Raw genomic sequence first — 13,978 nt, forward strand, 5'->3', positions numbered from 1 at the left:
CCAGGCTGGGAGAGAGCGTCAAGGCAGCCTGGTGCCCGGTTGTCATGCACGCCGCCCCGGGAGGGTTGAGGGGTGGGATGAGGCTAGCAGCGCGCGACAATCTTGTTATGCAGGGTAGCGGCCCACGACGCCGGACGGCCAGGACACATCGGAGGGACAGAGCCCCGAAAGCCGATGCAGCCATGCCTTCCACCTCAACCGGACCTGTTTCCGGCGGAGTAAGACTTTGCGTGCGTTGACCACCTCAAACCCCAAAATTGCTCACCAGTAAGAGCTGGGCTCGGCGTACAATCGTTCCAATCGAAAAGGGCGCTTGCTTTGATAGCTAAAACCTATCGAAACAAGCGCCGTTTTTTAAATTGCTAACCTGCCGGGGTGAAGGTGTCTGGCCGGATGGTGCCGGTCCCTACTCCGCCGCCTCGATCTTGTCCTGCGTCTTCGTTTCGAAGTCGCTGGCATCGTGGCGTTCACGCAGCTGGCTCGACGGCTCGCCGAAGGTGCGGTTGACCATGCGGCCGCGCTGGACAGCGGGACGGGCGGCAAGCTGGTCGGTCCAGCGGATCACGTTTGTGTATTCGTGCACCTGCAGGAACTCGCCCGCGTCATAGATGATGCCCTTCGCCATCGCGCCATACCAGGGCCAGATCGCCATGTCGGCGATGGAGTATTCATCGCCTGCCATGTATTCGTTGTCCGCGAGGTGACGGTCGAGCACGTCCATCTGGCGCTTCACCTCCATGGCGAAGCGATTGATCGGATACTCCATCTTGGTCGGCGCATAGGCGTAGAAGTGCCCGAAGCCGCCGCCGAGATAGGGCGCAGACCCCATCTGCCAGAACAGCCAGTTCAGCGCTTCGGTGCGCTTGACGTGGTCGCTCGGCAGGAACGCGCCGAACTTCTCCGCGAGATAAAGCAGGATCGACCCACTTTCGAACACGCGGGTCGGCGGATTGGTCGTGTGGTCGGCCAGGACCGGGATCTTGGAGTTCGGGTTGAGCTCGACATAGCCCGACGAGAACTGGTCGCCTTCGCCAATATTGATCAGCCAGGCATCATATTCGGCACCCTTGTGACCAGCTTCGAGCAGTTCCTCGAACATGATGGTGACCTTCACACCGTTCGGGGTGCCCAGCGAGTAGAGCTGGAAGGGATGCTTGCCGACGGGAAGCTCCTTCTCATGCGTCGGCCCGGCAATGGGGCGGTTGATCTTGGCAAAACGCCCGCCGCTTTCCGTATCCCAGGTCCAGACTTTTGGCGGTGTGTATTCGGTGTCGCTCATCAGGTTTCCGTCCTTGCTCAGTCTTGTTCTGGACCAAGAGGTAGGGCGGCGGGAGCGGCCACGCAATCGGATCACCGGTTTGTGAGGCCAGATATCAGTTATTCTCAGCCTTGAAGATGGCGCTCAGCCCCTCGCGATAGGTTGGGTAATGCGGGCGCCAGCCGGTCGCCGCCTTGAGACGGGCATTCGAGACCCGCTTGCATTCGGAATAGAAACTGCGCGCCATTGCGCTGACATCGGCTGTCTCCAGATCGACCGGCACCGGCATGGCCATGCCCAGCAGGTCAGCGGCATAGGCCATGACATCCTGCGGCGGGGCGGCCTCCTCGTCACAGAGGTTGAAGGCGCCCGACAGGCCGGGATGCTGCAACAGGGCAAAGAGGCCATTTGCCAGATCATCGACATGGATGCGCGAGAAGACCTGGCCCGGCTTGACGATCTGTTCTTCCTTGCCTTCGCGCACCCTGTCCAGCTGTGAGCGGCCCGGCCCGTAAATCCCCGGCAGGCGGACAAGCCGCGTATCGCGGCGCACCGACAGCCATTGCTGCTCGGCCAGGACGCGCCGCTCGCCGCGTTTCGTGCCGGGATTGACCGGGCTCCATTCGAATGCCCAGCCGCCATCGAGGTCGCCATAGACGCCGGTTGTCGACAGATAGGTGACCGATGCGGCCTCGCGGGCAAAGTCGCCGACAAGGCCGAAGCCGGGACAGCCTTCATCTCCGGGCGGGGTGGAGATAACCCAGTGACTGGCCTTCGCGGCCTGTGACAGCCCGTCTCGGTCATTCGTCAGGACCGGCTCGATCCCTTTTTCCCGAAGCGCGGCGGCCTTGTCTTCGCTGCGCGCGGTTCCGACCACCCGCCATGCGCCGGTGTCCAGGCAAAGCGCCGCCAGCCGCGAGGCTGAGTAGCCCGGACCGACAAGGAAGAGGGTTGGTGACTGATCTGTCATTTGCGCGGTTTATGCCGTCTCTGTAACGCTGATTACAATCAAGGGACCCGAGGGGTATCAGAGTATGAGTATGCTTGCCATGGCTGCCGCCATCCTGCCATTTGCCCAGTCGGCGATCGTGGAGATCGAGCGCGCTGAGCAGGAACGCCTCAATGCCTGCATCGAGCAGGTCGATGAGGATGCCGAACAGGCCTATGAAGACAGCCTGCGCTGGCTCGGCGAAGGCGCCCGCCCGGCGGCCCGGTACTGTAATGCACTCGCGATTATCGGGCTGGGCAATTACAAGGAGGGCGCTGCCCGCCTTGAGGAACTGGCCAATGCGCCGGATGCTGGCGGTGAGTCCGACCGCGCGCTGTATCTTGCCCAGTCCGGCAATGCCTGGGTCACGGCGGGCTATCCCGACGCGGCCGTCACGACGCTCAGCAATGCGCTCAAGCTTGCCCCGAACGATGCCGACATCCGCACCGACCGCGCCGCCGCCTATCTCATGCTGGAGAAATGGCAGCCGGCCATCGATGATCTCGACCGGGCGCTGGCGACCTATCCGAACGATATCGAAGCGCTACAGCTGCGCGCGCGCGCCCATCTCAATCTCGACAATCTGCAGCTGGCCGAGAACGATATGAGCCGGGCGCTGCTGCTGGACAATCGCAACATAGACACGCTGGTCCTGCGCGGAGACATCCGCGAGGCCAAGCGCCTTGCTGAGGAATAGGCTCCGACAGGCAAGACGCCTGATCGCCAGAGCGCCGTGGCCCTGGTTCCTGCTCGCATCACTCGGGATCAATCTTCCCGCCTTCTGGGTGCTGGCCAATATCCCGCATGGCGGAAGGCAGAGCGACGGGGAGATCGTGATCCCGGTCTCGATCGTCGAGCGCTTGCCGGAACCGTTCATCCCCGAAGACGACGACACGCCGGCGCCTTTGTCCGCGCCTCAGACGCACGAGCCGGGCCCGGCGAATTCTGCGGCAGACCGTGCCGTGACGGCCCGTCCCGGCCAACGCCTGCGCTCGCCTGTTCTGGCCCTTGCCGGTGAGCAGGCCGACGCCGCTCTTTCTGAGGAACGCGGCGCGCCACCGGTCTTCGATCCGGCAGCGCCGCTGAGCGATGAAGCCAAGGCCGTAGCATCGCTGCGAGCGTTCAACTGCAACAAGCTGGGCGATGACCGGCCTGACCATTGCGACGATACGGCCGGCCCGCTCTTCGTCACCGAAGCGCCGGGCTATGCCGAAGAGCCGGACATGGCACCGAAGCGGTGGGCGGAGTTCGAGACCGACGCCACCGATCCGGCGATCCGGCGCATCTGGGCAGAGGATTGCCCGCCCGGCGACGGGGTGATCAAGGACGTCTTTACCAACGACACGGCCTATTACAGGCAGGGCGCGCATGCCGGGGTGGGCGGCCTGTCTGCCAACAGCATCAACAAGCGCTGCCCCTGAACAGGCTCAGTTCGCCTGGGCCCTCTGGCGTGCCGCCCACTTTTGCGGTTCCAGCACGCAGTCATCCAGGCCCTCATTCGCCACGACGCGCATACGCGCCTGCAGGGTACCGGCGCGCTGGCGGACATAGGGCCCCGGCGGATCGACGCGCCACTCATGCGGGTTGGGCAGGACGGCTGCGAGCAGGGCGGCTTCATACTCGGTGAGATCGGAGGCCCGCTTGCCAAAGCGCACACGCGCGGCAGCCTCTGCGCCGAACAGGCCATCGCCCCATTCGATGGTATTGAGGTAATTCTCCATCACCCGGCGCTTGCCCCACATGCCGTCGATGAAGAGGGCGAACCAGGCCTCCCCCGCCTTGCGGACATAGCCGCCGCCATTCCAGAAGAAGACGTTCTTTGCGGTCTGCTGGGTGATCGTCGATGCCCCGCGCCGGCGCCCACCGCGCTGGTTCTCTTCGACGGCTTTTTGCAGGGCTTCGAAGTCGATCCCATTGTGCGAGCAGAAGCGGGAATCCTCTGCTGCGATGAGGGCGGTGACCAGCTTGGGCGAGATATCCTCGAGCGGCACGATTGCGCGCCGGAAATCCTCACCCGCGAGGGTGCGCTGCATCATCAGGATGCTGCCGGGGACGGGCGCCCACTTCATGGCCAGCGCATAGGCATGCGCAAGGACGAAGACCAGGGCGAGCAGCTTGATGACGCGCACGGTCCAGCGCATGGCAAGCTTGCCTGCCGATGCCCGTCCGGCCTTGCTCATAGTGGTGTCAGCGCCCATTCTGCCTTGACCCCCGGATCCGTTTCGCTCGCTTCACGCTGGGCTCTTTCCGATTCAAACCGGGCCATATCGAGGCGTGACAATGCCCAGACAGCGGCGCCGCGCACGATTGGCTCATCATCGTCCAGGTGCGGCACGACCGATCCGTCAACGAGATCCGGCTGTCCGCTGTTTCCTATGGCAATAAGCACATTGCGGAGCATCCGGTTCCGCCCGGTGCGCTTGACCGGTGAGCCGGAGAACACTTCGCGGAATGCGGCATCATCGAGCGCGGCCAGCTCTTCCAGTTCCGGCAGCTTCAACTCCGCCCGCGCCCACAGCTTCTGTTCGGCGGAGGTGTGCGCGAACTTGTTCCACGGGCAGACGGCGAGGCAATCGTCGCAGCCATAGATGCGGTTGCCCATCGGCTCGCGGAATTCCGCCGGGATCGGCCCGGCGTGTTCGATGGTGAGATATGAGATGCAGCGGCGCGCATCGAGCTGGTAGGGCGCGGGGAAGGCATCGGTCGGGCAGATGTCGAGACAGGCCGTGCACGAGCCGCAATGGTCAGCCTCCGGCGCATCCGGTTCTAGCGCGGCGGCTGTCAGGATCGCGCCGAGGAACAGCCAGCTGCCGTGCTCCCGGCTGACCAGGTTGGTGTGCTTGCCCTGCCAGCCAAGGCCGGCCTTTTCCGCGAGCGGCTTTTCCATCAGCGGCGCGGTATCGACGAACACCTTCACAGCCTCGCCCGTTTCCTCCGCGAAGACGCGGGCGAGCTGTTTCAGCTTCTTCTTGATCAGCTCATGATAATCTGCCCCGCGGGCGTAGACGGAGATATTGCCATGCTCGCGCATCTCCAGAAGCGGCAGCGGGCTGGCCGGCGGGCCGTAATTCATCGCCAGCATGATGGCGGACTTCGCCTCCGGCCACATCGCTGTCGGCGCCTTGCGGCGCTCGAGTGTGGTTTCCATCCAGTCCATGCCGCCGTGCCGGCCCTGCGCGACAAACGTTTCCAGCCGGGCTCCAGCCGCCCAGGGCTCATCGGCCCGGCAGATCCGGCAATCGGCAAAGCCGATATCAGCCGCCATCTGCTTGAGGCGGGCTTCGGGACTGTTGTCTGATGTGCTCATTCAGAAATCGAGATCGGCATAATGCCGGGCAGGCCGCGTGCCATCCACTTTGTCGGCGAGCAGCGGCCGGAAGCTCGGCCGGGACTTTATCCTAGAATACCACGCCTTGAGGTCTGGCGTCATGTCCCAGGGCACGTCACCGAAATAGTCGTAGGCCGACAGGTGCGCAGCGATGGAGAGGTCAGCCAGCGTCAGCATCCGCCCGGCCATATAGGTGCGCGACTCCGCGAGCCCGTTAAGGAAAGTCATGCGCGACTTCAGCGCGTGGACCCCCGTTCGCAGCGCGCCGCTGTCAGGTTCGCGCGCGCGCCGGACCCACTGGTTGACGCGTTCGGTGAGCAAGGTGGCGTTGACGTCAGCGAAACTGTCCTCGCTATAGCGCCAGAGTCGGCGCGCCTCGGCCCGCTCCTGCGCGACAAAGGGCAGCAGGCGCGGCGTTGGAATCGCCTCCTCGAGGTATTCGCAGATGGCATGCGTGCCGACGGCGGAGACCTTTTCCTCGGCACCTGTATCGACCATGACCGGCGCGCGCGCACCCGGCGCCATGCTGGCCAGCTCCTCCGGCTGGGCCCATGGCAGCACGGAGACGAGGTCGATCGCGCAGCGCTTTTCGCCGAGCGCAAGGCGCACGGTTCTCGCCAGTGGATCGATGGGCCAATGCCAAAGCCTTTTCATATTCCTGTCACTCCAGGGGTGCAAATGACCCGCGAGCTATATGTTCAGCAGTGAATTTTTGCGCATTTCAGCGTTCCATGCTTCATGCGGTCCGTAATCTTGTCCTCAGGAGAATCCTTCATGACGCTTAACAGGGTCAAAACAAGCTTTCTTGCAAGTGTTGCCGGTCTCGCCCTTCTTACAGGTTGCGGCCCCAATCCCAACGATGCATCCAGCGATAGCCAGCAGGAAGCGGTCAAGCCGGTCATGCTGGAGGAGCCGCCGGCCGGTCAGCTTCCTGACACCGTTGCCCCGACCGCCTATCGGCTGGACCTTGTGACCGACCCGGCCGCAGACACGTTCGAAGGGACGGTCGCCATCGACCTGCGCCTGAAGGCGCCGCACGCGCGCATCTGGCTGCACTCGCTCGACCAGACGATCGAAAGCGTGGTGGCCCAGCTGCCCGACGGAACCGAAATCGAAGGCGCCTTCGAGGGCGGCCTCGCGGAGGGCGGCGTCTCCAAGATCGACTTTGCCGAGCCGGTCCCGGCGGGCAATGCGACCCTCGTCATCGAATACACCGCGCCGTACAACAAGAGCCTGGTCGGCCTCTACCATGCCAGCCAGAAGGGCCGGCCCTACCTTGCCTCGCAAATGGAAGCCATCGATGCACGCCGAATGGTGCCGAGCTTTGATGAGCCGCGCTTCAAGACACCGTGGACCTTCACCGTCACGGCGCCGCCCGGCAACCAGGTGATCACCAACGCCCCGCTGAAGGGGACGAGCCAGCTGGACAATGGCATGGTGAAGCATTCCTTCGCGACGACACGGCCGATCCAGTCCTATCTGACGGCGCTAGCGGTCGGTCCGTACGACATGCGCGAAGGCACGTCGCTTCCGGCCAATACGCTGCGCGCGACACCCGTCCCGTTCCGCGGGTTCGCCCCGGCCGGCAAGGGCGACCAGCTCGAAACGGCGATGGACATTACCGACGAAATGGTCGGCTACCAGGAAACCTACTTCAACTATCCCTACCCGTACGCGAAGCTCGATCTCATCGCCGTGCCGGAATACGCCTATGGCGCCATGGAGAATGCAGGCGCGATCATCTATCGCGAAAGCGCCCTGCTGATCGATGAGCGCACACCGCTCAACCGCAAGCGCGGCGCGCTCGTCACGCACGCACACGAGCTGGCGCACCAATGGTTCGGCAACCTCGTTACGCCGAAATGGTGGGACGATATCTGGCTGAACGAGGCCTTCGCGACCTGGATGAGCTACAAGACCATGGACGAGGTCTATCCCGGCCAGGGCTATGACCGCGCCTCGCAGCGCCGCGGCATCGCCGCCATGGGCGAGGACAGCCTCATCAATGCCCGCCAGATCCGCAATCCGATCGATCGGAATGCCGACATTCTCGATGCATTTGACGGCATCACCTATTCCAAGGGCGGCGGCGTGCTGTCCATGTTCGAGGCCTATCTCGGCGAGGACGCCTTCCGGGAAGGCATGCGCCTGCACATGAAGCGTTTCGAAGACGATGTCGCCGATGTGGAGGATTTCATGGCCTCGCTCGCCGATGGCAGCGGCAATGCCGGTGTCGTCGACAGTTTCCGCTCCTTCATCTTCCAGCCGGGTATCCCCTACCTGCAGGTGGACACCGAATGCGAGGCGCCGGATGCCGGGCTGATCACGATCACCCAGCAGCGCTATGCACCGCTCGGCTCGGAGATCGATACAGACGCGTCGACCTGGCAGATCCCGCTCGCAATGACGATTGCCGGCCCCGCCGGGGAGGTGGTTCATCGCGAGATGATGACCGGCAAGTCACTGGAGATCCCGCTCGACGGCCAGTGTGCCGATTGGGTCATGCCGAATGCATCTGGCGGCTACTGGCGCTTCAACCTCTCGGATGACAACTGGACGGCCCTCACGGCGAGCTTCGACTCTCTCGACCCGCGTGCGCAGCTGTCCTTCATCGACAGTATTGCTGCAGCCTTCCGGGCAGGCGATGCACCGGCGAGCGCGGTGCTGGACGCACTGCGGGCGTCGGCCTCGGCCGAGTGGGACGTCGCGATGGCATCGGTCGGCACGGCAGAGGGCTATTACAGCGCCCTGCCGGAAGAAGAGCAGGCCCTCATGACTCAGTTCATGACCGATACTTACATGCCCGTCTACGAAGCGCTGAAAGCCCGCGAAGGCGAGCTCAGCCAGGGCGAAAGCCTGCTGCTGCAGGACCTCTATTCCGCCCTGCTGGAAACCGGCGCCATGCCTGATGAAGAACAGGCGCTGGCCGAAAAGGCGGCCCGGTATGTTGGCGTCGACGGCGAGCCGGACCCCAGTGCGCTGGATTCCGATACGCTTCTCACCGCGGTCAAGTATGGCACCAAGCTGGGCGGTCGCGACTTCTACGAAGCCGCGCTGGACTATGCCCGCAACACGGACAACCAGTATGAGCGCCGCAATATCCTGTACATTCTGATCCAGAATAGCGGCGAGTCCGAGATGGCGGACCTGATGAAGGAAATGCAGGGCAGCGACTGGCAAGGCCAGGAAACCTGGGCTGTGCTACAACAAGCAGTACGCAACACTGCGCATCAGGATGTTGCCTGGGGGCTCTACAAGGCTAGCTTCGACAACATGATCGCTCGCGCCCCGGAAATCCGCAAACCACAGACACCGAGTGTCGTTTCGGCCTTCTGCGATGCCGAGAAAGTGGCGGAAGCCAATGACTTCTTTGTGTCGAAAGGCGCTCTGATACCGGGTTATGAACGCTCGCTGGCCCAGGCCCGGGAAGCCGGAACGCTCTGTGCCGCGTTCCGCTCTGAGAAAACCGGCGAGCTTGTCGAAGCGCTCGGCGAACAGGACAATTAAAGGCTGGTCGCCCTTCGCATCTGCACAATGCGGGGGGCGATTGCCGCACGGATGACCACCGGCTAGAACGCCCTTGTCGAGAGAGCTCAGGAACCCCCAATGCCCGACCAAGCTGCGAGCGCCACGCCAGAGCCCGCAGGAAAGCTGCGCCCTGAAGATATCCGCAAGAGCTTTCACGCCGAAGCTGACACCGAGAACCTGTCCTCATTCTCGGATGGCGACATCGATGCGCTGGCCGATGCGGCCGGTGAGCTGGCGAAAGACTTTTCCGGACCCGATTCCCGCGTGCGCGTTCGCGACGCCAAAGGGGAAGGCGGCGAGGCGCTGGGCAGCTGCGTGCTTGAGGCGGTCAGCCTGGACAAGCCCTTCCTGGTCGATTCCCTGCTGGGCCTGTGCGCCGAATTCGGCTTTGAGGTGCAGGCCCTCTTCCACCCGATCCTCGAGACAGATCGCGGCGTAAGGCTGTCGATCATCCAGGTCCACATCCCGGCGCTCAGCTCGCATGAGTGCCGGATGCTCAAGGACGAGGCTGACGCGACCCTGAACGATGTCGCCATGGCGGTGGACGACTTCACCGCCATGCAGGAGCGGATGAACGACGCGATTTCGCGCGTCGAGAAGGCCAATGACTGCGACGACGACATGCGCCGCGAAGCGGTGGCCTTCCTCAACTGGCTGCGTGACGACCACTTCGTCTTCCTGGGCGTGCGCGACTACCGGTTCGAAACGGGCGAAGATGGCCGGGTCCTGCCGGAAGAACCGATCATGGTGGAGGGCTCCAATCTCGGCGTCCTGCGCGACGAGGACCGCAACGTCCTCAATCGCGGTGCCGAACCGCTGATGCTGACACCGGAAATCAGCTCATTCCTCGCCGAACCGACACCGCTCATCGTCGCCAAATCGACCCTGCAGAGCCGCATCCACCGGCGCTCGCTCTGCGACTATGTCGGCATCAAGCATATTGACGAAGAAGGCCGCGTTGTCGGCGAGACACGGTTTCTCGGGCTCTACACGGCCGAAGCCTACAATGAGAGCGCCCGCCACATTCCGCTGGTGCGCCGGCGCGTTGCGCGCGTGCTCGAAGCGACCGGCGCGGTCGAAGGCAGCCACAACTACAAGGCGCTGTCCAACATACTGGAAACCTGGCCGCGCGATGAGCTGCTCCAGGCCGATGCCGAAACGCTGCTCCCGCTGATGCGGGGCGCCCTGCACCTTGTTGGCCGCCCGCGCACCCGGATGTTCGTGCGCCGCGACCGGTTCAACCGGTTCGTGTCCGTCGTCATCTTCGTTCCGCGCGAAGCCTATGACACCTCGGTTCGCCTGCGCCTCAGCGAGCACATGACCAAGGCGTTCAACGGCGAGCTGATTTCCTTCCAGCCGCGCTTCGATGCCTCGCCGCTGGCGCGGCTTCACTTGATGATCGAGTTGCTGGACGGCTCGGTCTCACCCGATCTCGACCAGCTGGAAAGCGAAGTCACGGAGATTGCGCGCACCTGGGATGATGCGTTCCGCGGTGCACTGATGGAAGCCGGGCTCCCGCAGGACGAGTTCGAACGGTTCAGCACGTTCCGGGGTGGTTTCAACGCCGCCTATCGCGAAGCCTTTGATCCGAAGGAAGCGCTTGCCGATGTCGAGGCCTTCAGCTCGCTGTCGGAAACACGCCCGATGCGGCTGCGCGCGCTTCGTCTCGACAAGGATGATGAGAATGTGATCCGCGCGAAGATCTATTCGCGCAGCGGTTCCATCGCCTTGTCCGATTGCGTGCCTGTGCTGGAAAATCTCGGCCTGTTCGTCAGTTTCGAGACCGGCTATCCGGTCGAGCCATCGAGGCGGCCGGTCGAAGACGCGCCGGATACCTATTGGGTCCATTCCCTGAAAACCAGGGCCGCCGATGGCGGTGCCGTTGATCTCGACGATATTGCCGAGCGCTTCGAGCAGGCTTTCGTGGCCATCTGGCAGGGCCTTGCGGAGAATGACCGCTTCAACGGGCTCGTGTTCTCGGCTCGCACCTCCTGGCGCGAGGCCGCCCTGTTCCGTGCCCTGTGCGCGTATCGCCACCAGACCGGCCTCGACCCGGCGCGCAGCACGCAGATCGAAGCGCTGAAGCGTCACCCGAAGCTGACCATGGCGCTGCTCGACCTGTTCACCATCCGCTTCGACCCGTCCTTCGAGGGCGGACTGGAAGACCGCAAGGCCAAATCCGCGGACAAGCTCAGCCAGATCGAAACGCGCCTGAATGAAGTCTCCTCGCTCGACGAGGACCGCGTCATCCGCCGGCTGGCGCACCTCATCATGGCGATCCAGCGGACGAATTTCTGGCAGCGCCAGCCCGACGGCACGCCCTATCCCTTCATCAGCTTCAAGATCGCCAGCCAGGAGATCGACGACCTTCCGGCGCCCAAGCCGTTCCGCGAAATCTTCATGTCCTGCCCGGAAGTCGAGGGTGTGCATTGCCGCTTCGGCGCCGTCGCGCGCGGCGGGCTTCGCTGGTCAGACCGGCGCGACGATTTCCGCACCGAAGTGCTTGGCCTTGTGAAGGCGCAGCAGGTCAAGAATGCCGTCATTGTGCCCGTCGGTTCCAAAGGCGGTTTCTTTCCCAAGAAAATCCCCTCCGGCGCATCGCGCGAGGAGATCCGCGACGCGGGCGTCTCGGCCTACAAGACTTTTATAAACTCGCTGCTGGATCTCACCGACAACCTCGTCGAAGGCACCGTTGAGCCGCCGGAAAACACGGTCGTCTGGGATGGCGATGACCCTTACCTCGTTGTCGCCGCCGACAAGGGCACGGCGACCTTCTCGGACATCGCCAACGAGATCAGCATCGAACACGGTTTCTGGCTCGGCGATGCGTTCGCATCAGGCGGATCGGCCGGCTATGACCACAAGAAGATGGGCATCACCGCCCGCGGCGCATGGGAAGCGGTCAAGCGCCACTTCCGCGAAATGGGCAAGGACATCCAGTCCGAGCCGTTCACCGTCATGGGCTGCGGCGACATGTCGGGCGATGTGTTCGGCAACGGCATGCTGCTATCAAAGCAGATCCGGCTGGTCGCCGCCTTCAACCACATGCACATCTTCATCGATCCCAATCCGGACGATCCGGAACGCCTGTGGGAGGAACGCAAGCGCCTTTTCGACATGCAGCGCTCATCCTGGAGCGATTATGACACGTCCCTGATTTCGAAGGGCGGCGGCGTGTTCGAGCGCGCGGCAAAATCCATCACGCTGACGGACGAGATCAAGTCCCTGACCGGGCTGAGCCGCGACGAGGCGACACCGGACGAGGTCATCCACGCCCTTCTGAAAGCCGAATGCGAACTGCTCTGGTTCGGCGGCATCGGCACCTATGTGAAGTCAGCAGCCGAGACCCATGCGGACGCCGGCGACCGGGCAAACGACGCCATCCGCGTCAATGGCCGCGACCTCAAGGCGAAGGTGATCGGCGAAGGGGCCAATCTCGGCCTGACGCAGGCCGGGCGGATTGAATTTGCACTGAATGGCGGCCGCCTCAACTCGGATGCCATCGACAATTCAGCCGGGGTCGACAGCTCGGACCATGAGGTCAACATCAAGATCCTCTGCTCCGAAGCAATCCGGCTCGGCAATCTGGCCCATGGCGAGCGCAATTCGCTGCTGGCCTCGATGACCGATGACGTGGCCGATCACGTCCTGGCCCATAATTACAGCCAGACCGGCGCGCTGACGCTCGCCAGCTCGACGGCGGCGCGCGATCACGAGGCCAATGAAAGGCTTATGTGCTACTTGGAAACGCGCGGCGTCCTGGACCGCGATGTCGAAGGCCTTCCGCACACATCCGAAATGCATGAGCGGGCCGAGAACCGGCAGTGGCTGACGCGTCCGGAACTGGCTGTCCTGATGGCCTGGTCGAAGATCACCCTGTTCGACGACCTCGTCGAATCCGAAGTGCCCGACGATCCCTGGTTCACCGATACGCTGGAGGCCTACTTCCCCGACGCCCTGAAACAGTATGAAGAGGCAATGCAGGGCCACCGCCTGAAGCGGGAAATCATAGCGACAGTTCTTGCCAACCGGCTGATCGATGCAGGCGGGCCGCTGCTGCTGCTACGCCTTATCGAACGGACCAATGCCAGCAATCCCGACATATGCCGCGCCTTTGAATCGGCTCGGCATCTGCTCGACCATGCCGGCTTCCGCGCATCCATCCACGCGCTCGACAACAAGGTGTCTGCCGGCATCCAGACAGAACTGCAGCAGATTGGCGCCGACGCGGTCATGGAGACCGCTGCGGCCATGCTGAGGCATGCAGCCGGCCTGACGATTGGCGATGCTGTTGAGCGCTTCGGGGGCGCATTCCAGGCGCTCGACAAGCATCTGGCCGACAAGCTTTCAGGATTTGAGGCGACCCAGCTGCTCAAGCGCGACAACCGGCTCGACCAGGCCGGCATCGGCGCGCAACTGGCCGACCGGGCCGCGCTAATGCCCTTGCTGCCCATCGGGATCGACCTGCAGACGCTGGCTGCCCGGAGCGACAAGGCGCCAGCCGATGTCCTCGGCCCCTATCTCAAGATCGGCGAGGCGCTGAGGCTGGACCGCCTGCGCCATGATGCAAGCCGTAACATGGAAGCGACCAGTTACTGGGAGCGACTGGCGACGCGGCGGCTCATCGAGGATGTCCGCCAGCAGCAGGCAGACGCCGCCGCCAAGGCGCTGGCCTCAGGCGATCCGGACAAGTGGCTCGCCGAGCGTGAGGAAGACCGCAAGGAATTGATGCAACAGCTCAATATGCTGTCCACAACGCGTGCATCCTTTGCACAATTCACGCTCGCAGCCGATGCTGTTCGCAGTTTCATGGCGGAAACCGCTAGTTAAACGCACCAACGTTACGTATCTGCAATCTTGCTATGTTAGGAGAGCG

The 13,978-nt window shown here is 63.4% G+C and carries 9 protein-coding genes; 4 read left to right on the forward strand and 5 right to left on the reverse strand.

What is annotated here, in order from left to right; all coding sequences use genetic code 11:
• Positions 1-406: 406 nt before the first annotated feature.
• Both yghU and D1223_RS04760 read right to left on the reverse strand, forming a co-directional pair.
• Positions 407-1,279, reverse strand: a complete 873-nt coding sequence (yghU, locus tag D1223_RS04755; protein ID WP_119375296.1) for a glutathione-dependent disulfide-bond oxidoreductase — start codon at positions 1,277-1,279, stop codon at positions 407-409.
• Positions 1,280-1,373: 94 nt separating this feature from the next.
• Positions 1,374-2,228: an SDR family oxidoreductase gene (locus D1223_RS04760; protein ID WP_119375297.1), complete on the reverse strand. Its 855-nt coding sequence runs from the start codon at positions 2,226-2,228 to the stop codon at positions 1,374-1,376.
• A 64-nt stretch (positions 2,229-2,292) separates the two neighbouring features.
• On the opposite strand from D1223_RS04760, the gene D1223_RS04765 reads away from it, so the two are divergent.
• A complete protein-coding gene (locus tag D1223_RS04765; protein WP_119375298.1) occupies positions 2,293-2,943 on the forward strand; it encodes a tetratricopeptide repeat protein in 651 nt (216 codons plus the stop codon).
• Positions 2,930-3,667 (forward strand): hypothetical protein, encoded by a 738-nt coding sequence (locus D1223_RS04770; protein ID WP_119375299.1) that lies wholly within the window; start codon positions 2,930-2,932, stop codon positions 3,665-3,667. Before D1223_RS04765 ends, D1223_RS04770 begins: the two co-directional genes overlap by 14 nt.
• Before the next feature lie 6 nt (positions 3,668-3,673).
• Here the strand turns inward: D1223_RS04770 and mtgA are convergent, their stop codons facing one another.
• The 3 genes from mtgA to D1223_RS04785 are packed head-to-tail and all read right to left on the reverse strand — an operon-like array spanning position 3,674 to position 6,228.
• On the reverse strand, positions 3,674-4,426 hold the full coding sequence (gene mtgA, locus D1223_RS04775) for a monofunctional biosynthetic peptidoglycan transglycosylase (protein WP_119375300.1): 753 nt from the start codon (positions 4,424-4,426) through the stop codon (positions 3,674-3,676).
• Positions 4,423-5,553, reverse strand: coding sequence for a tRNA epoxyqueuosine(34) reductase QueG (gene queG / locus D1223_RS04780; RefSeq protein WP_119375301.1), 1,131 nt, complete (start codon positions 5,551-5,553; stop codon positions 4,423-4,425). Before queG ends, mtgA begins: the two co-directional genes overlap by 4 nt.
• Entirely contained in the window at positions 5,554-6,228 is a 675-nt protein-coding gene (locus D1223_RS04785) for a glutathione S-transferase family protein (protein WP_119375302.1), read from the reverse strand. It lies immediately after the preceding gene.
• Positions 6,229-6,348: 120 nt separating this feature from the next.
• On the opposite strand from D1223_RS04785, the gene D1223_RS04790 reads away from it, so the two are divergent.
• Positions 6,349-9,081 carry a M1 family metallopeptidase gene (locus D1223_RS04790; protein ID WP_158588407.1) on the forward strand — a complete coding sequence of 911 codons (2,733 nt, stop codon included), beginning with the start codon at positions 6,349-6,351 and terminating at the stop codon, positions 9,079-9,081.
• Positions 9,082-9,180: 99 nt separating this feature from the next.
• Positions 9,181-13,932, forward strand: coding sequence for an NAD-glutamate dehydrogenase (locus D1223_RS04795; RefSeq protein ID WP_119375304.1), 4,752 nt, complete (start codon positions 9,181-9,183; stop codon positions 13,930-13,932).
• Positions 13,933-13,978: the final 46 nt, after the last annotated feature.

Source organism: Henriciella mobilis (assembly GCF_003576285.1).
Classification (GTDB): domain Bacteria; phylum Pseudomonadota; class Alphaproteobacteria; order Caulobacterales; family Hyphomonadaceae; genus Henriciella; species Henriciella mobilis.